This window comes from Limobrevibacterium gyesilva (genome assembly GCF_025989185.1).
Lineage (GTDB): Bacteria > Pseudomonadota > Alphaproteobacteria > Acetobacterales > Acetobacteraceae > Limobrevibacterium > Limobrevibacterium gyesilva.
The window spans coordinates 41,501-60,455 of the sequence record NZ_JAPDNT010000005.1 but is presented as its reverse complement, the minus strand read 5'-3'; the positions used below and the strand labels follow the sequence as shown (position 1 = coordinate 60,455).

Below are 18,955 nucleotides of genomic sequence, written 5' to 3'. Positions count from 1 at the left end.
ACCGACCCCGCAGGGCCGGTCGGGCGGCCAGCCGTCACCCGCCGGCAGCGCGATACCGCGGCAGCGGCTCCGATGTCATGGTCATGCCCAGCGCCGCGGCCTGCGTGCTCAGGCGCTGGCGCACCGCGGCCAGGATCGGCCCATAGCGAACCTGCGGCGCGCAGGCTCCGGCCTCCCACATCTCGCGGGCGAAATCGGGATGCAGGTCCAGCGCCGGCCCACCCCCTTCGAAGGCCGTGCGGTTGCCGGTGTCGAGATAGCTCTCCGCCGGCAATCCTTCGGCCAGGATCACGTCGTGCTGCGGCAACTCGACGTGGAAATACGTGATCTCCTCGACTCTCTCCCGCACCACGGTGGTGCCGTTGACCAGGCATCCGATGGGGATCAGGACTTCATCGACATGCACCGCGTGCTCGGGCGAGAGCAACAGGTCGCGCCACGGTAATCCCGGCCCGAAGGCATGCGCGCGCACCCGCACCGGCCACACGCGCTCGGGGCGCGGGTGGTTGCGGCAGTCGATGCGGCGCCGGCCGACCCAGACCACCTCGGCGGTCCCGCCGAAAACCGAGAGAACGGACACGCCCGCCCGCAACTCCTCCACCGGCACGTCGCCGCCAGGCGTCGCGATCCGGGTGCCGGCGGTGTAGCAAGGCGGGTCGTTCGCAGCGGCGAACACCTGCTGCAGCTCCGGCGACGAAGCCAGCGACGCGTTGCCGGTCTGGGAGCCCCAACTGTAGACGTAGTCGAATGCGGGATGCGGGACGACCGTGCCCCAGGTCGCCAGGATCTGCTGCGCCTGGGCCGCGTCGGGCATGATGTAGCTCGCGTAGCCGCCGCCGCCGAACGCCTGATAGACCGGCACGATCTGGCTCAACGGAATGCCCTGCGCGACGGCCGCGTTCACGGCCGTCGGGATGATGCTGTAGTTGAAGCCGCCGAACTGCACCTGGCCCGGGTAGGGATCGAGCCCGTACAGATCGATGCCCGTGTTGGCCGGGGTGAAGGGAAAAACCGGGTTCTGGTCGGTTCCGATGTTCATCTGGACGATGAACGTCTTGGCGCCCGGCACGTTGGCGTGGATCCAATCCGATTCGGCCTTCAGATCGGCCGCCGTCGCCAGCGGTCCCCACTTGCCAGTCGGATCCGGCTCGTCAGCAAGATAAAAGCCGTACACCTTGGGATTGCCGATGAACGGAGTCACGGCAGCCTGAAAACTGGCGTCCGCACCGTTGGTCATGCCCAACCATACGAGCCCGAGACTGCCAGACGGCAAAGCATTCAGCTCATCGACACTACTGACATCAACCAGGTTGAACCCGAGGCTGGCCGGTGCGTATGTGCCATTCTGAATACTGGCGTTGGCCACATAGTGAAGAGTCGTTTGAGGTCCACCGTATACAGATTGACCAGACATAGCATCCTCCATATCAATTCCTGGCGTATCTTTCGAGCATTTTATTATATATTCTGACTAGTGCAGATGTGTTCACTCTCGCGTGTGCGAATATCGGTTTGTATTCAAAATCGTCCGGTTGGGGAACACATACCAGGACACGCCCCGACGGGCAGCTTGCGTGCCTGAGCAGCGGCCGGTGAGCAGACCCGCGCCGCGCCTCACATTCGCAGGACACTCAAATCGTGGGAGTCACGCCGTTGCAGCGGCCTCGGCCATGTCCGTTCGGGCGGCCACCGGCGCCTGGCGGAGCCCGTACCGGGTGCGCCCGAGCAGCGCCAGGACCTGCTCTTCCGCCGACCGGTCGCCCGCCATCAGGCGGTTGCAGTGCAGGTGCACGTAGGCGCTGAACAGCGCACCCTTCGGCTGGGACAGCTCGCCCGCCGCCGCCAGCGTCTCCAGCCGGCGGCCGAGCGGGGCAAGCGCGTCCCCCCGCGCGGCCAGCACCCGCGCCAGGGCGTCGCCTCCGGGCTGGGCGCGGATATGCTCGGAGTCGCCCAGCAGCCGCCGGAGCACCTCCTTGCGCCGACGGTAGTCGTCTCCCGCCAGCGTCCGCGCGGTCACCCGCTCCCGGTACCAGGCCAGGCGCTCCGCCTCGTCCGCGCCGAGGCCGGCCAGCAACCGGTCGATACTGAGGACGGCCAGCGATGTCATGTCCAACTGCAGCAGCCCCTCGCGGCTCAGTCGCAGCAGCTCGATCACGGCGCGGCTGTCGGCACCGAAGATCGCCTCGGCGGCATCCATGCCCGCCGTGCCACCGAAGCGCTCCACCTCGCGCTCATAGGTGTCGAAGCCCAGCCGGGTGCACAGCCCCTCGCCCACGAGCGCTCCCGCCCAGGCACAGATATGCGGGGCAAGCTCGCCGATCAGGCGCACCGGATCGCCATGGAAGCGCAGCCGCAGATGCGGGTCGGGATCGGCGTAGCGGATGAAGAACCAGTCATCGGCGGCGCCCATGGCGAGCGCCTGCTGGCACAGCTCGGCCACCGGGCCGGTGAGCAGGTCGTCCTCGAAAGCGCGCGCGCAGTACAGCTTGGCGAACAGCCACGCGCTGCCAGGCGGGCGCAGCCGATCGGCGGGCGTGGCGGCGGCGCAACGCGGCCGGGACGCGGCGGCGTCGGAAGCGCCACGGTCCGGCCGCAGCACCAGCGGAACCACCAACTCGGTGACGAAGCGCCCGCCGGGCCCGCCGACCCAGGCATGGTTCGGTGCCGGCAGCGCCTCCTGCAGTAGAAGCTGGGCGCCGTCGGCGAGCCCGCGCAGCTCGGCGCGAAGCTCCTCGGCCTGCGCCGGGTTGTCGAGGTCGAGGAGGAGGCGGTTGTCGCCGAAGCTCAGATAGACGTACCGCGGCACCTGCCAGCTCGTCCGCCACGCGCCCAGCGCCGCGATGAAGCCGGCGGCGGAGTCCGGCGCCAGAAGCTTGCGCACGCGGGCATCGATGCGCCACTGGGCCGGGCACAGCACGACCCGCCCCGCCTGCACCCGGGGCAGCACCGGCAGCCCCGCCGCCGAACCCCAGTCGAACGTGCTGATCTGCGCCTGCCCGTCGCGCCGGAGGTCGTCGAGGAAGCGGCATACGTCCGGCGCCTGCATGTTGTTGAGCATGTGGCCTGCGCAGGCCAGCACCTCGGCATCCCGTGCCGGCCAGCGCACGTAGAACCGGCCATCGCGGATGCCCACGACCAGCTCGTCCACCGGGATCACCTCGCCGGGCGGCCGTCCGGGCGTGGTGCCAAGCGCAATCTCGTAAGGCCGGGAATGCGGGCGCACCGCGACATTGGCGGAGCGGAACCTGTGGGGGAAGTAGACAAGCTCGGCCCAGAGGCCGTCAGGCTGCAAGGCGGCTTCCGCCCGGGCCACCTCCTGCAGGGCGGTGGCCGCGTCCGCGCCGAGCAGGTCGGCGAAGCGCCCCAGATTCCGCCCGGCGGCCGTCGCGCCCAGATTCGGGCCGATCACGACCTGGAACCGTCCCTCGTCGACGTCCTGTGCCGAGTTTGCCAGGACGAACAACGAGAGGTCCAGCGACTGGGGGGCGGCAAGCCGGGAGGGCGTCCAGCTCTCCAGGCGCGTCAGGACATCCTCGTCGAGCTCGATGACCAGGCGGCGATCGCGCAGCGCCGAGACGGCCAGATCGTACAGGGTCTGCTGACGCAGGGCCGCCTTGCGTGGATCCCCGCCGGGGGCGCCACCGTGGAAATGCGCCGAAAGTGGACCGAGGCCGAAATTGGGGTCCAGCAGTTCCAGCAGCGGCACCTCGCGCTCGGGCCCGTAGCGTGACTCGAAGGCGCGGCGATAGGCGTCCAGAGAGGGCAGGCCCGCCGGCAGCGGCGTCAGTCTGAGCAGCAGTTCCGCCGCCCGCACGGCCTCGGTCGCGATGGCCCGGCCGAGTTGGGAGCCGCGCAGCCGCAGGGCCATGTCCACCTGGGGCGCATCGGCGGCGGCGGTGTCCATCTGGCTGGCCATCGCCGGCTCCTCGGCAAGGCTGGGCCCGGTTTGCGTCGCCAGTTGCCGGTAGGCGGCCGCGGCCGCGTCAATCGGCAGCGAGTCCCACGCCGCCATGGCGGCGAGGGCGGCTTCCAGCCGTTCCAGGGCGTCGGCCGCGGCCGGGAGCCCGCGCAGGCGGCCCGCGACATAGGCGGCCGGGCTGGGCGCGGTGAGCGGCGGGCGCAAATCGGTCAGGAGAACGGTCTGGCGCCACAGCCCGTCGATCAGCGCCTCTACCTTCTCGGCGGTCGCGCCCGGGGTCGCGGTCAGCGCCGCGACAAGCTGGGCGTGCGGCACGGGGCTGCGCGCCAGGGCCAGAGCCTGGCGGACGACGCCCGTCGCCCGTACCGAGACGGCCGGCCCCGAACCACCCGCCATCGGGGCGGTTTCGGGCAGGAAGACCCGGCCGGCATGGATGAAAGCCCGGGGGTTGGCGCGATAGCGAAGCTGCCGCCGCACCTCCGGCCGGCTCTCCAGCTCCAGCACGACGCGCAGCAGCCAGTCCATGTCCGGCCGCGTGCGGGTGTGCGGCGGATCGGGCGCGAGGGCCAGGTCGGTCTGCGGCCCCCACCGTGCCAGCGCCACCCCGGCAAACAGGCCATAGGGCGTCGGGCGGGTGGACATGCGGATGAGGTAGCGCAGCAGCTTGCCGGCGGCGTCCGGGTCGTCCTTGCCGGCGGGGTCGGCGCGGCCGAGCGCATCGAAGAGGTTGGCACTGCCGACCGCCAATGCGGCGCGGATACGGGGATCCGGCGGCAGGCGCCCGGCCGGGACGCGCCCACCAAGGGCGAGATAGGCCTCGACGGGGAGCAGCGGCGCTCGCACCAGCAGCCAGCCCAAGGGCGTGTAGAGCGGCCGGCGTTCCGCGGCGCTCATGCCCCGCCTCGCGGGCGCCGGGTCAGGACAACATGAAGGCGCGGTCCCACGCCGGCTCCACATCGGTCGAGGCGGCCAGGAGGGCCAGCAGGACTCCGGGGGCGCCGTCCAGCAGGCCGGGCTGGTCGACCCGCGTGCCGCCGGGCTCCCAGCTCCGATAGCCGAGCAGGCTGTCCGGTTCGTAGGCGGACAGCAGCTGCTCGGTGAGCTCGGCGGCCGCTTCGGCAAACAACGGGCGTCCCGTGTCATGGGCGAAGCGCAGCGTCACCTGCAGCAGCCCGGCCACGCCGTGGCAGAACGTGGGGGAATCGATGTGCCGAACCGCCACCGGGCGGTGATAGACCGCCTGCATGGCCTCGATCGCCAGGCTGCGCCACTCGGGCCGTCCCCTTGCCACGCCGGCCAGCCACAACGCGCGGGCCACCCCGGGCGCGCCGTAGCACCAGCCGGCGCGGCTCGGCTCACCGGCCGCGCCGGCGTAATCCGGTGCGCCGTCGGCGGCAAAAGGCACGGCGTAGGGCCAGTTCACGCCCCAGGCGTCATCCGCCCGGTGCAGGGCGAGCCACTCCGCTATCCGGTCGATGGCGTCTTCCTGGCCCGGGACGGCGACCCCACGGGACAGCGCGAGGGCCATGAGCGCCAACGGCCCCGGGATGCCGTGCGCAAGGCCGCAGTTGAGATTCCCATACGGGTGGCGGGCCGACATGTCCTCGTCGCCGAGCAGATCGGCCGGCGTCCACCAGCGCGGCCGGCCCCCGGTGTCCTGCGCCAGGGCCGTCAGGGCGCGCAGCACCGTTTCCAGGGAAGCGGCTGCGCGCGGATCGCCAACCCGGCACAGCAGATAGGCGCCGACGCCGGTCAGGCCGGAGATCACGTCGAACTCGCTGAACGCGACGCCCCCGTCCGTCAGCCGGTCCACTCCCTCCGCCTGCGCGGCCACCTGCGGCAGAAGCACGTCGTCGAGCGTGGAGAGGAGGCGCCGGTAGCGGCTGGTCCCCCGGGACAGCGACAAACCGGCGAAGGCAAAGCCGGCAAGGCCGCCGAACAGCCCCGCCGGCACGGCGGTGACCCGCTCGGCGCCGTCGGCGGCGGCTGCCAGACAGACATGACCGATCCGGTCCCATCCGCTATCCGGAAAGCAGGCATCGAGGCCGGCGCAGGTGAGAGCGAGGCCGGCATCGCCCTGCGCCAGGGCAACGGGCTGCCAGCCGATCGCGCGCGGGAACGCGCTCTGCGTGGCTGCCGCGGCAATCGCCTGCGCGACGCGGTGGTGGTCGCGCAGGCGCTCGGCCACTTCGCCGGCCACGCTGGCCGCCCGGGCAACGAGTTCGGGCGGCAGGGCCGGCGCCCACGCCAGCCGGGGCGCCGTCAGATCGGCGAGTCCAGGCGCTTCTAGACGCACGTGAACGGGTGCCCGCAGCAGGTGACGCACGTGCGATGGCAGGTGTCGATGCAGGTATGGCAGGTGACGCAGGTGGCACCCCCGCATCTTGTGTGACAGGTGTGGCAGGTGGCTTGGTTGCATTGCGTCGCACAGGTGTTGCACGTGCCGGCGCAGGTGGCCTGGTTGCACTGCGTCGCACAGGTATTGCAGGTGCCCGCGCAGGTCGCCTGGTTGCATTGCGTCGCGCAGGTCTGACAGGTGGCCGCGCAGGTGGCCTGGTTGCACCGCGTCTCGCAGGTGGCGCAGGTGGCCTGGCCGCAGCGCGTGAAGCAGGTCTCGCACGTGACGCAGGTGCGGCCGCAGGTGTCGCAGGTGCCGTCGCAGGTGCCGCACACCGTGCCGTCCGGGCAGGTTCGGGTCGGGAGCGGAATCGGAATCGCCCCCGCGGCAGCGCCCGCCGCGCCGAGCCGGACGTCGAGGTCGAACTCGTCGACCGGCTGGGCCGTCTTGGCCCAGATATAATGGATCGTGGCGTCACGCCCGATGGTGACGCGGGTCGCCTCGACCCCGGGGAACGGTGATTCGTCGGCGGGCACTGCCTCTGTCAGCAGGATGTCCGTCGCCAGGAACTCGGCGTAGTAGTCGAGCTTGGTCGTGAGGTAGAGGCGCTGGTAGCCGGCCCGGTCGCTGTTGCCCGGCAACCCGGACAGGGCAACGACTCTCCGCGCTGGTTGAGACGGATCGGGCTTCAGCTGCTCGACGAGAGGATGCTGGGGCAGGTCCTTGGGCGCCTTGGGTCCGCCGCCGCTTCCTCCTGCAGGCTCGTTTGCCATTTCCGTGTCCTCCCTCGGATGCCGATCTCCAGACGAAAGGAAACAGTGGCAGACTACCTCAGGTGTAATTCTTGACTCAACCAGCGCGCGCCAAGTTTCTCATCATATTGATGTACCCAAGAATCGATGAATTCCTTGCTCGTTCGTATTGAACATATATTATTTCCCACCCGTCAAATTTTCTTTTCTTAATCAACAAGAACCGCCGATCACGAATACGCAAATTGACCATGTCTCCGAGCATGAATGCTGATTGTGGCTGTTTCTGAATCGCCTTGTCCTGGCAGGATCCGGGCCCGCGCGATCGGGCTCAAGTCCTGCGCACATTGCGGCCGGTACATTGGCCCGGTCCGACATGGCGGCGCGGCACGACAGTTCCGACGCGGCGCCGATCATTTGCGACCGGCATCGTCCAACATCATCGTGAACCTCACGGCGCCGCATCGCAGCAATAAGGACCGGGACGGCGCCATCAGCCCCAGCACGCCGACCCGATGAAGAAAGCTGCCTGCCAGCCGCATGATTGCGCTATGCTTTTGCCTGGAGGCGCAGGCCGATGGCAGGACGAGGCCAGCTTACCATGTGCTGGTTGGTGGGGTTGCTTGGGTTCGTGTTGGCACTTGGTGCGCCGCCGGCCGCGGCGGCGGACAGCGCCCCCCGCAGCGCCGTGGTGATCGCGCTGGATGGCCCGATCGGCACCGCGACAGCAGACTATGTTGTGCGCAGCCTGCGTGAAGCGCAACAGCAGGACGCAGCGGTGGCGGTGCTGCGGATGGACACGCCGGGCGGGCTGGACAGCGCCATGCGCGACATCATCCGCGCCATGCTGGCCTCGCCCGTGCCCGTGCTGGCCTATGTGGCACCCAGCGGCGCGCGGGCGGCCAGCGCCGGCACCTATATCCTGTATGCCGCGGCGCTGGCTGCCATGGCACCCGGCACCAATCTGGGCGCGGCCACCCCGGTTTCGCTGTTCGGCCCGACCGACCTGCCGGAGCCCCAGGGCACGCCCGCCAAGCCGCCGGCCGACCAGCCGGCCAAGACCGATCAGCCCGCCGCGCGCACGCCGCGCGACGCCCTGCTGACCAAGGTGACCAATGACTCCGCGGCCTATATCCGCGGCCTCGCCACGTTGCACGGGCGCAACGCCGACTGGGCGGAGAAAGCCGTGCGCGAGGCCGTCAGCCTCTCCTACGACGCCGCACTCGATCAGCACGTGATCGATCTGGTCGCCGACGACCCGGCGGACCTGCTGACGAAGGCGGACGGGCGCACCGTGGTCGTCCACGGCAAGCCGGTGACGCTTGCCACACACGGGCTGCAGATCGTCCAGATCGAGCCCGGATGGCGTGACCGGCTGCTCGGGTTGCTGAGCGATCCGTCCATCATCTACCTGCTGCTGCTGGCTGGCGTGTTCGGCGTGGCGTTCGAGATGTCCCATCCCGGCGTGTTCGCGCCCGGCGTGTTCGGCACCATCTGCCTGCTGATCGGGGGTTACGGGCTCAACCTGCTGCCGGTCGACTATGCCGGCCTCGCGCTGGCCCTGCTCGGCCTCGGATTGATGGTCACCGAAGCGTTCGTCCCGGTGTTCGGCGCGTTCGTGCTGGGCGGCGCATCCGCCTTCGCCATCGGCTCGTTGATGATATTCCGCACCGCCGGGGCACGACCGCCGGTGGCATTGATCACCGGCGCCACCGCGGTGAGCGTGATGCTGTTCGGCGTGGTGCTGGTCCTGCTGCTGCGCGCCCGGCGCCATCCGACGGTGACCGGAACGGCGGCGCTGATCGGCCGCACCGGGCAGGCTGTCGCCTGGGCCGGAAGCGAGGGCCAGGTGCTGGTGCAGGGCGAACGCTGGAACGCCCGCGCCGCACAGCCGCTGCAGCCCGGTCAGGCGGTGCGGGTGGTCGGGCGCGACGGGCTGACGCTGCTGGTGGAAGTGCCATAGTGCCCCGCCGCACCATTGGCCAGGCGAATATCCGGGAACGCGGGCACATGACGTGTTCAAGGCGATGCCGTGAAGGAGAAGGCGCATGGGTCTCGTGACGATCGTCTATCCCGCCGTTCTGCTGCTGATCCTGTTCGTCGCCTCCTCGGCGATCCGGGTCATGCGCGAGTACCAGCGTGCGGTGGTGTTCACTTTCGGCCGGTTCACCGGGGTGAAGGGGCCGGGGCTGATCCTGCTGGTGCCTTACGTGCAGCAGATGGTGCGCGTCGACCTGCGCACGGTGGTGCTGGACGTTCCCAGCCAGGACGTGATCTCGCGCGACAACGTCTCGGTCAAGGTGAACGCGGTGCTGTATTTCCGCGTGGTGGACGCGGACAAGGCGGTGATCCAGATCGAGAACTTCCTGCAGGCCACCAGCCAGCTCGCGCAGACCACGCTGCGCTCGGTGCTGGGCAAGCACACGCTGGACGAGATGCTGGCCGAACGCGACAAGCTGAACGCCGACATCCAGGAAATCCTGGATGCACAGACCGAATCCTGGGGCGTGAAGGTCACCAATGTCGAGCTCAAGCAGGTGGACCTCGACAACAGCATGGTCCGCGCGATCGCACGCCAGGCCGAAGCCGAGCGCATCCGCCGCGCCAAGATCATCAACTCCGAAGGCGAACAGCAAGCGGCGCAGAAGCTGGTCGAGGCCGCCCAGATCCTGGCGGCCAATCCCGGCGCCATGCAGTTGCGCTATCTCGGGACGCTGAGCGAGATCGCCAGCGAACGCAGCTCGACCATTGTCTTTCCTTTCCCGCTCGATGTGATCAAGGCATTCAAGGACATGGGCGGCGGCGGACGGCCCCCCGCCATTCCGCCGGCGTCATCCGGCCCATCATGAAATCCGGGCGCGCTGCCATGGCAGTCTTTGCCGCCGGGCCATCCGGGCTGTGCCGGGCGAGGCTGTCGACCGCGCCTGCTACTGCGCGGTCAGGGGTGCGGCCCCCTCCACCCTCGTGACAGCGGGCGGGGACCATTTTCCGGTCAACGCGTCCGCCCTCGGCGCATAGAGACGCATGGTCAGGTTGAAGGACCCCTGCGGTGCCGGCAGCCAGTTGGCCCGCTTGTCCGGGCCCGGGCTCTCGTTCTGGAAATACAGATCGAGCGAACCGTCCGGATTGTAGACGAAGGGCATCCAGCTGCTGACGGCGAAGCGGCTGAGCGGATTCGCCACCTGGAACCCCTGGCGGTCATAAAGCGTGATCGACCAGAACGCGTCGACCGGCGGCTGCGCGCCCTTGTCGATATGGAGGGTGTAGTTGTTGGCGCCATCCAGTGGCCTGCCTGCCGCATCGAACAGGTTCTGCGGATAGATCGCGTCCTCCGGCAGATTCGCACCGAGTCCGAGCTGGGCGACGATCGCGCGCTTGAGGTAGTAGTTGCCATAGACGCCCATCGTGTCCGTGTTCATCGACCAGCCGTTCACGACACGGGCGAGCGTGCGCAGCTTCCACGCCATCAGTTGCTGGGCCTCCTGCGGCGCGCTCTCCAGCGCCTTCCGTACGGCGGGCTCGACCTTGTCGAGATCGAAGCTCTTGCCGGGCTCCAGGCCGAGCCGCCGCATCCGGGCGATGATTGGATCGTCGGTGATGTGGGGAGGCTGCAGCTTCATCAGCTCGGCCGCGTAGGCGAAATATTTGACGGCGGACATGGTGTCGACCAGGATCTTCGGCGGCGTCTTCATATCGACCGCTGGATCGATCTTGACGGGCACGGGCTCCGGCGGCTTGCCCCATTGCGACAGCGGCGTGAGCTTGTATCCGGCCTGGATCTTGTGAACAGCTTCGTAGTCGGCCGGCCCATCCGTCTTGGTGCGGCCAATGATCCACACATACGGCGTCGGCGCGTCGATGCGCCTGACGCCGGCCGGCAGCGCGCCGGTCCAGCCTTGCGGCACCACGGCCCAGCTCCCTGCCTGGGTCCCGGTCGTTCGCCAGCCCGGGGAGGCAAATATGTCTGTCCACATGTCGAGCATCGGCAGCAGGTAGTAGCGGCCGCCGGTATCGGGCGCGGAGACGATCATCGGCTCCTTCGTCAGGTCCAGCCACGCCACCGAGTACAGCGTATCGAAGTTGGGCCTGACCACGATCTTCAAGTCCGCCGGTGGATATTCGGGGATGTTGGCGAACATGTTCATCGGGGCCCGGCCGAACTCCTTTCCCGGCTCGACATTGGTGAACTGCTTGCGCGTTATGTCCATCGTCACCAGTGGGTAGAAATAGACATAGGCGTCCACACCAATGGCATGGGCTTCCTGCTCGGTGATCGGTTCCGCGGCCGGCACGGCAGCTGGCGCGAGGACCAGCAATGCACCGGCCACCAGCATCCGCCTGCCGATCCGGGTCGGACGATCGAAGTGTCCTGTCATGATTGCCTGCACTCCCGCTACCCGGACACGAGTCTAGGAGACGGCAAAGCGCCTCGGCTTAACATTGGTCAACGACAGAACTGACCCGACGGACAACTTATTGCCAACAGGCGTGCAACGGGCGCGAGATCCGCCCCGCGCTTCACGATGCTACGCCGCCGCCATGACGCGCCCGGGCCGGAGATGACCGCCCGCCGGCGTACGTGTGCTGTTGGTTGCGCGGCCCCGATCTGCGTGTCCACGCCGTGGCACGCCAGCGAACACCAAACGGGGAGGAACAGATGATATGGGCGGAAGCAGGCATCTGGTCCGGCAACCGGGCGTGGAGCCTTCTGCTCATCGTGTTGACCATCGTCGCGCATGTTTGCGGGCTCAGCCTGATGGCTCAGAGCGTCGTCCATATTCCGGGTGTCGTACTGGGCCGCCGTGGCTACATGTTTGCGTTCGTCGTGGTCATGGCCGGCGTCGCCATTCTGGCGACCGCCTTGCACGATCTGGAAGCGATCGCCTGGGCACTCGCGTACATCGCGCTCGGAGCGTTGCCGGACTTCAGGATGGCGGTGCTCTATTCACTCGACGCCATTACCACCTACGGCCACAGCGACATCGCGCTGGCCCCGCACTGGCGGTTGATGGGGGCGCTGGAGGCGCTCAACGGGATGCTGCTGTTCGGCCTGACCACGGCGTCGATGTTCGGTGTTGTGCAGCGCGTCTGGCCTGCCGGCGCGGCATCACACGTCGATGTGAGCGCACTTGCAAGCCACGACACTTGACGCTGCAGAATGCGTCAGCGGATAATTTTTTGTTGCGCACTGAAGGTCTGGTCGAATGAGCCCAATGGCCGTCGCATGGACCGCATTTGGCTGCATGTTCGGCGGTGCATTGGTTGGCATCTTATGCCGTAGACTTCTTCCGGCCCATCACCTGGCAGATGAGTCCAGGGATGCCGTGAAGCTCGTCATGGGGCTGGTCGCCACCATGTCGGCGCTCGTTCTCGGCCTGCTGATCGCTTCGGCGAAAACAACGTCGGATACGCAGAGCACTGAAGTCGTGCAGCTCTCGGCGGGGATCATCGAACTCGACCGCCTCCTGGCACGCTATGGGCCAGAGACGGCCGAAGCGCGCGCGGCCTTGCGTGACGCGGTTGCGGCTGCGGTCGACCGGGTATTCAACAAGGGTGACGCGCGGCCGATCGGCGTTGTGCAGAATACGGGAAGCTCCAGCTTCGACAATTTCTCCAACGGGATCGTGAGGCTGTCTCCACAGAACGACACGCAACGCTTCCTGCGCGGCCAGATCCTGCAACTGGGCAGCGAACTCGGCCATACGCGCCTGCTGATGTACGGACAGAGAGGCAGTTCGATCAAATGGCCGTTCCTCGTCGTCCTGATCTTCTGGCTGGTCATCCTGTTCTGGGGCTTCGGCATGCTCTCACCCGCGAACCCGACCGTCGTGGCGGCCCTGCTGATCGGCGCGCTATCCGTTGCCGGGGCGGTCTTCCTGATTCTCGAGCTGGACAACCCGTACTCGGGCCTCATGCGCATCTCGAGCGAGCCGGCGCGCGACGCGCTGGCCGTGATCGGCCATTAGCCATGCGGACATGCACGGCGGCGTTTCTCGCCTGCGGCATCGTTCTCGCCGCAGGCTGTTCGCAGGGCAACCTCTCTGCGCCTTTCGGCGCGCCACCCGCCCCCGACGCTCTTCCGCCCCCCGCCAGCCTGCTCCCGCCGCCGGCTTCCACCTCGGCCGCGCCGGTTTCGGCGGGCTGGGACGGCATGTATTTCGGCGACGCCGTCATCACCGATGTTTCCATCCCTGCGCAGACCTGCAAGACGGTGCAGCGCGTCGATGGCTTCCAGGTCAGCGGCTTCATGGCGCGATACGGCCAGATGAGCGGGATCATCGAGGCAGACGGCTCGCTGCGCATGGCAGCCGGCGCGGCCTGGGTCCGCGGACAGTTCACGCAGGGCCAGTTCCTCGGCACCATGGGCGACGGCGAGGTCTGCCGCTGGCGGATCAGGCTTCTACGGAGCTAGAAGCCGCTTGTTTCATTGGCAGAGACGGCCCGATGGTCTAATTTCGTGTGCCTCCGAGCCGGAGACGCAGATCACTGTACTGAGCCCAGCCATCGTGGCTGACCGCTCTGATGATCGCTCCGGTGTTATCAGTTGCCGTGGTCGCGTTGCTTGCGAAAAAGCAATGAGGAAAGGCAGCATCCTGACGAAGCCGATCGGCTCCTGCTCGTCACCGACACCCGGCCTCGCCGCTGCCAGCTTCGGGCTTTGCGCCTCGCGGACAAGCCATCCGTACGAAAGACGGGATTGCCCATAACGACGTAGATCCGCGCAGCCGACCGACGACCGCACGTACGGCTCATGCAAGGAATGTCGCTTGGACACCACAGCTTTGCACCGGTTCACAGCCGACAAACCCGGCCACACGCTTCGGGAATGCCCGCATTGCGCGCTGTTGCAGCGTGTTCCGGACATGAAAGCGGGCGGCGCCGCCATCTGCCCGCGCTGTGGTGCCGTTCTGCGCCGCCAGCGCACCGATCCCTTCCGCCGGCCACTGGCCTTCGCCGTGACCGGGCTGTTCATGTTTGCGGTGGCCGCGCGGATGACATTCCTTGTGTTCGACCTCAGCGGTCGCGTGAACGAGACGACGCTTGAGAGCGGGCCGCTGGAACTTCAGGCCCAGGGCATGTGGGAGTTGGCCATCGTGGTCTTCATCACCACGATGTTCGCGCCCTTGGCCAAGCTCATCTCCTTGGTCTGGGTGCTTGGCTGCCTGCAGCTTCGGCGCGCGCCGCGCCATCTGCACGCCGTGTTCCGATGGGTGGAACTGCTGTCGCCATGGGCGATGGTCGAGGTGTTCCTGCTCGGCGTCTTCGTCGCCTACACGAAGCTGATCGACCTGGCGCATGTGGAGGTGGGTGTGGCCGTCTACACGCTGGGCGCGCTGATGCTCGCGACCGCGGCCGCCGACGCCACCCTGGACCACATGGCCGTCTGGGAGGCGCTCCAACGACGCGGCCTCACCGCTCGTCCCATGAACGCCGCCGATGCGCCGCAACTGCCTGTGCCCGGCGTGCGTCTCCTCGGCTGCGAGTGCTGTGGCCTGGTTACCCCCGCGGCACCACGCTGCCCGCGCTGCGGCTCGCGCCTGCATGCCCGCAAGCCCGACAGTCTCAACCGCACGGTGGCGCTGCTGGTGGCGGCCATGATCCTCTACATTCCCGCCAACCTGCTGCCGGTGATGACGATCATCTCGTTCGGCAGCGGCTCCCCCAGCACCATCCTCGGCGGCGTGGTGGAACTGGCGGACGCCGGAATGTGGCCGCTCGCCATACTCGTCTTTTTCGCCAGCATCACCGTGCCTGTGCTCAAGCTGATCGGCCTGTGGCTTCTTGTCATCACGACCAGGAACGCCAGCAGCTGGCGCTTGCGTGAGCGCACCCGCATCTACCGCATCGTCGAAGGCGTCGGGCGGTGGTCGATGATCGATGTGTTCATGATCTCCATCCTGACCGCGATCGTGCGCCTGGGCACACTCGCCACCATTCGCCCTGGCCCGGGGGTGACGTCTTTCTGCGGCGTGGTGATCGTGACGATGTTCGCGGCGATGATCTTCGATCCGCGCCTGATGTGGGACGCGGCCGAACGCCGCCAGGAGCAGCGAGGCCCTGCGACCATGCGCACCGCGCAGGCGGCGGCACGGTGAAGTCGGTCGAAACCGTGCCAGAGTCGGAAGTGCGCCGCCGGCGCGGCCTTTCGGCCGTCTGGGTGATTCCGATCGTCGCAGCATTGATCGCGGGCTTCCTTGGCTGGCGCGCGCTTCAGGAGCGTGGGCCGACCATCACCATCACCTTCCCCACCGCCGACGGGCTGACGGCCGGGCAGACCAAAGTGCGACACAAGGCAGTGGATCTCGGCACCGTGCGCGCGATCACTTTAAGCGAGGACCTGAGCCACGTGACAGTGACGGTGGATACGCAGCGCCAGGCAACCGCACACCTGACGGATCACGCGCGCTTCTGGGTCGTCCGCGCGCGGCTGGGCCTGAACAATGTCTCCGGCCTCGATACGCTGCTGTCGGGCGCCTATATCGAGATCGATCCCGGGGAACCCGGCGGGCGTTCCCAACGCAACTATGTCGGGCTGGACGAGCCGCCGGCGATCCGCTCCGACGAGCCCGGTCGCACGTTCCTCCTGACCTCACCGCGTATCGGCTCGATTTCCAGCGGCTCGCCGGTGTTCTACCGCGACATCAATGTCGGCGAAGTCCTGGGTTACGATCTTGGCCCGCAGGGGAGCAACGTCACCTTCAAGGTGTTCGTCCGCGCGCCTTTCGACGACTACGTGCACGAGGACACGCAATTCTGGAACGCCTCGGGCCTCGCCGTCGACTTCGGCGCGACCGGCGTGAGCGTGCGGCTGGAGAGCTTCCAGGCGCTGCTGTCCGGTGGTGTGTCCTTCGACACCTCGCCGGAGGCGGAACGCAGCCCGAAAGCAGCGGCAGTCCGCTCCTTCCCGCTCTATGCGGACCAGGCGACCGCAAACACCGCATCTCAGCGACGCAACGTCCCGTTCATTACGCATTTCGACGGAACCGTGCGTGGCCTCGCTGTTGGCGCGCCTGTGGAGTTGTTCGGCATCCAGGTCGGCGTCGTGCGCGACATACGGCTCCATTTTGATCCGAACTCCGGCACTGCGCCTTATGTCGTGGTACGCTGCGATCTCCAGGGCGATCGCGTATTCCCGGATCGAGATGTGCCGAAAGATCGCCTGACCGAAGCGGCCCGCCGCTTAGTGGCCGCGGGACTGCGCGCCGAGTTGCGCAGCGCCAACCTGGTGACCGGCCAGATGTTTGTCGCGCTGGAATTCGCGTCGGATTCACAACAGGCCGAGCTGAAGTTCGAGGACGGCATCATGGTGCTGCCGAGCGTCTCCGGCGGCCTGGACAGGATCATCTCGAATGTCAGCCAGCTCACCCGGTCGCTCGCGTCGCTGCCGTTGCAGCAGATGACCGACAACCTGAACAGCATTCTGGTCGGGGCCAACAAGATCACCAATGGCGACGAGCTGCGCCAGGCGTTGCAGTCGCTGACGGCCACGCTTGAGGGCGTGCAGGACCTGGTGCACAGCGCGGATGCCGGTGCCGCTCCGGCGCTCAAGCGCCTTCCGGAGATGGCGCAGGGATTGCAGGCGACGATCGATCGGGCGACGCGCCTGCTCGGTTCGATGGACACGGGTTATGGCTCGAATTCGCAATTCAATCGCGACCTGCAGCGAATGATGGGGCAGCTCAGTGACACCGCTCGCTCGCTGCGGCTGCTGGCCGACTATATCGACCAGCATCCGGATGCGCTGCTGCGCGGCCGCAACGCCTCGCCGACGGGGGAGAAGTGATGGCCGGTCGCCTGTCGCGGCGCCTGGCCGCCGTGCTGTTGTTGCTGCTTCCGGCCGCCTGCAGCAGCGGGCCCGATCCCACGCTCTACACCATGGCGGCGCAGCCCGGCATTGTCGTGCACGCGACGAAGAGCCGCAGCATCGAGATGCGGCGCGTCGGGCTGGCCGGCTATCTGGACCGGCCGGGGCTCGTGCGCGCCACAACGCCGTATCGCCTGGTCGTCACCGACATGGCGCGTTGGGGTGAGCCGCTCTCTCGGATGATCGAGCGGGTGACGATCGAGAACCTGCTGATGCGGCTGCCCGATGCGTCGGTGTACTCCGAGTCCGGCGGCCTTTCCATGCAGCCCGACACGATTCTCGAAATCGACATGCAGCGTCTCGACGTGGATGTGACGGGCGATGTCGTGCTGGTCGCGCAGGTCGCGGTTCGTCACGACGGCACCCGCATTCCGCCGGCGTCCCGGACCATCCGGATCACCCAGCACCCCGCCTCGAACTCGAACGATGACGTGGTCGCGGCGATGAGTACCGCCATGGCCCAGCTCGCCGATGAGATCGCACGCATGATCCGCTGATGCCCGGAAGCGGATGGGCCGCCGGGCGCACCGGGCCCATCATTGCATGAGGATCGACACTGCATCCGTGCCCAATGGCGGCATGCGGCCGCCAGACGGCGTCAGCAGGTGCAACAGGGTACCGTGGCCATTCTCAAGCCAGAGGCCGCCCGCTTGGGCCCCGGCGGGCACGTCGCCAGCAGGGGCGACCCTGTAGGTTCCGGGGAACCGCTGGATGTCCGCCAGGCGATGAACCTCTCCTTTCGTCTGCAGAACCGCGATGTCGGCGCCTTGTGGCCCCACACCGTCGATGGTGAAGCGGTAGCGGCCGCCGTTGAGGAAGAAGATCCCGGCGCCGCCACCGCCGCCGACAACATCGAACTCGGACCCCGGGTTGAGCTCGACCGTCCCGGAGGGGGGTGGCGGCGCCGGCGGGGGACGGGGCGAACATGCCGTGAGCATGCCGGTCAGGGCGAAGGCGGCCAGGAGAAGGCGATGCTTCTGCATGCGCGAGTCGCGCCTAGAAGCGGAAGTTGGCGACGAGGATGGCGCCGCCGAGGTCGAGGTTGTGCACGCCTTTGTTGCCCCCGGTCTCGAAGGCCAGGTAGCGGTAGCCGGCCGAAAGATCGACCCAGTTCGCGGCGCGGTAAGCGATGCTGGCGTAGACCTGCCAGGTGAGCGGCAGGCCGCCGCCGCCGACGTCGGCGTAGAAGGGGACGTAGAAGCGGCTGTTGGGAATATTGATGCGGCCTTTCACGCCGCCGACCCCTTCGACGTTGACATCGTTCAGGTTGAGGCTGCCGGTGCGCGACAGACCGATCGTCCGGTTGGGCAGAAAGATGTCGTTGGTGAGCGTGTAATTGGTGGTGTCGCCCACGACCAGCATGCGCATGCCGACGACGGCGTCGACATTGCCCCAGCCGCCTTGCAGCAGCGTATAACCGCCGGCGACCGACCAGACCGTCGCCGCCAGCCGCGAGCCGGTGTCGAGCTGCTGCTCGCGCGGGATGAAGATCGGGCCAGAGCCGGGATTGAACGAGGCGAAGTGGCTGTTGCTCGTGGTCAGGCTGGCGTTGGCGTAGACCAGGTCGGTCATGATGATGAAGCGGTCGTGGCGTGCCTCGGCGCCGCCCATGAGCGCGAAATTGAGCTTGGAGAGGTAGTCGCCGGGGCCTGCGCTGATCGTGGTTGTTACGCTCCCAGCACGCGGGGTGTTGTAGTTGAGCTTGGCCGAGAGCGAGGGCAGCCACACATAGGGCGTGACAGCGAAGGTCCAGCCGGGTTTCGAATCCAGGGTTGGCTGGGTAGTCGCGATCTGGGCACGGGCGGACGCGGCGGTGAGAGCGCCGAGCGCCGTGACGGCGGCAAGAATGGTTCTTGCGCACATGATGACCGTTCCCTCATGTCCCGAAACCCGGCATCTCATTCCGTCTCCACCGGCCATGCCATAGAGCGGAGAATACCCGCGCGCATGAATGTGGCCGTCAGCACCTGTCTCAACTCCGCGAAGGTTGGGACACCGGTGTGGAAATGCGCGGTGTATGCGCCCGCCCGTACCTGGCCGGGCCATACGACGGCCATCGGAAGCGCGCGCATCGTGGCCCC

General features: G+C 67.8%; 15 protein-coding genes. 8 read left to right on the top strand and 7 right to left on the bottom strand.

Annotated elements, in window-relative coordinates:
- Positions 1-34: 34 nt before the first annotated feature.
- The 4 genes from OL599_RS09345 to OL599_RS09330 form a co-directional block, all read right to left on the bottom strand.
- Positions 35-1,201, bottom strand: coding sequence for a Hint domain-containing protein (locus OL599_RS09345; RefSeq protein ID WP_264713440.1), 1,167 nt, complete (start codon positions 1,199-1,201; stop codon positions 35-37).
- 444 nt (positions 1,202-1,645) lie between these two features.
- Positions 1,646-4,813 carry a lantibiotic dehydratase gene (locus OL599_RS09340; protein WP_264713439.1) on the bottom strand — a complete coding sequence of 1,056 codons (3,168 nt, stop codon included), beginning with the start codon at positions 4,811-4,813 and terminating at the stop codon, positions 1,646-1,648.
- Positions 4,814-4,835: 22 nt separating this feature from the next.
- A complete protein-coding gene (locus OL599_RS09335) occupies positions 4,836-6,215 on the bottom strand; it encodes a lanthionine synthetase C family protein (protein WP_264713438.1) in 1,380 nt (459 codons plus the stop codon).
- Positions 6,206-7,030: a hypothetical protein gene (locus tag OL599_RS09330; protein ID WP_264713437.1), complete on the bottom strand. Its 825-nt coding sequence runs from the start codon at positions 7,028-7,030 to the stop codon at positions 6,206-6,208. Before OL599_RS09330 ends, OL599_RS09335 begins: the two co-directional genes overlap by 10 nt.
- Positions 7,031-7,610: 580 nt before the next feature.
- On the opposite strand from OL599_RS09330, the gene OL599_RS09325 reads away from it, so the two are divergent.
- Both OL599_RS09325 and OL599_RS09320 read left to right on the top strand, forming a co-directional pair.
- Positions 7,611-8,972 (top strand): NfeD family protein, encoded by a 1,362-nt coding sequence (locus OL599_RS09325; RefSeq protein ID WP_264713436.1) that lies wholly within the window; start codon positions 7,611-7,613, stop codon positions 8,970-8,972.
- 85 nt (positions 8,973-9,057) lie between these two features.
- Positions 9,058-9,858: a slipin family protein gene (locus OL599_RS09320; protein ID WP_264713435.1), complete on the top strand. Its 801-nt coding sequence runs from the start codon at positions 9,058-9,060 to the stop codon at positions 9,856-9,858.
- Between the two features lie 78 nt (positions 9,859-9,936).
- Here OL599_RS09320 and OL599_RS09315 read toward each other — a convergent pair whose 3' ends face one another.
- The gene (locus OL599_RS09315; RefSeq protein ID WP_264713433.1) at positions 9,937-11,385 is read right to left on the bottom strand and encodes a DUF1254 domain-containing protein; all 1,449 of its coding nucleotides are present in this window, start codon (positions 11,383-11,385) and stop codon (positions 9,937-9,939) included.
- Positions 11,386-11,666: 281 nt separating this feature from the next.
- Here OL599_RS09315 and OL599_RS09310 point away from each other — a divergent pair, with 281 nt between their 5' ends.
- From OL599_RS09310 to OL599_RS09285, 6 genes are all read left to right on the top strand, one after another.
- Positions 11,667-12,158, top strand: a complete 492-nt coding sequence (locus tag OL599_RS09310; RefSeq protein WP_264713432.1) for a hypothetical protein — start codon at positions 11,667-11,669, stop codon at positions 12,156-12,158.
- Between the two features lie 55 nt (positions 12,159-12,213).
- Positions 12,214-12,975, top strand: coding sequence for a bestrophin-like domain (locus OL599_RS09305; RefSeq protein ID WP_456306698.1), 762 nt, complete (start codon positions 12,214-12,216; stop codon positions 12,973-12,975).
- Between the two features lie 2 nt (positions 12,976-12,977).
- Positions 12,978-13,421 (top strand): hypothetical protein, encoded by a 444-nt coding sequence (locus OL599_RS09300; RefSeq protein WP_264713430.1) that lies wholly within the window; start codon positions 12,978-12,980, stop codon positions 13,419-13,421.
- Positions 13,422-13,776: 355 nt separating this feature from the next.
- Positions 13,777-15,105: a paraquat-inducible protein A gene (locus OL599_RS09295; protein ID WP_347403196.1), complete on the top strand. Its 1,329-nt coding sequence runs from the start codon at positions 13,777-13,779 to the stop codon at positions 15,103-15,105.
- Positions 15,102-16,793 carry a PqiB family protein gene (locus OL599_RS09290; protein WP_264713429.1) on the top strand — a complete coding sequence of 564 codons (1,692 nt, stop codon included), beginning with the start codon at positions 15,102-15,104 and terminating at the stop codon, positions 16,791-16,793. The genes OL599_RS09295 and OL599_RS09290 overlap by 4 nt, the downstream gene beginning before the upstream one ends.
- Positions 16,793-17,371: a PqiC family protein gene (locus tag OL599_RS09285; RefSeq protein ID WP_264713428.1), complete on the top strand. Its 579-nt coding sequence runs from the start codon at positions 16,793-16,795 to the stop codon at positions 17,369-17,371. Before OL599_RS09290 ends, OL599_RS09285 begins: the two co-directional genes overlap by 1 nt.
- A 39-nt stretch (positions 17,372-17,410) precedes the next feature.
- Here the strand turns inward: OL599_RS09285 and OL599_RS09280 are convergent, their stop codons facing one another.
- Both OL599_RS09280 and OL599_RS09275 read right to left on the bottom strand, forming a co-directional pair.
- The gene (locus tag OL599_RS09280) at positions 17,411-17,857 is read right to left on the bottom strand and encodes a hypothetical protein (protein WP_264713427.1); all 447 of its coding nucleotides are present in this window, start codon (positions 17,855-17,857) and stop codon (positions 17,411-17,413) included.
- 13 nt (positions 17,858-17,870) lie between these two features.
- Positions 17,871-18,737, bottom strand: a complete 867-nt coding sequence (locus OL599_RS09275) for a hypothetical protein (protein ID WP_264713426.1) — start codon at positions 18,735-18,737, stop codon at positions 17,871-17,873.
- Positions 18,738-18,955 lie beyond the last annotated feature (218 nt).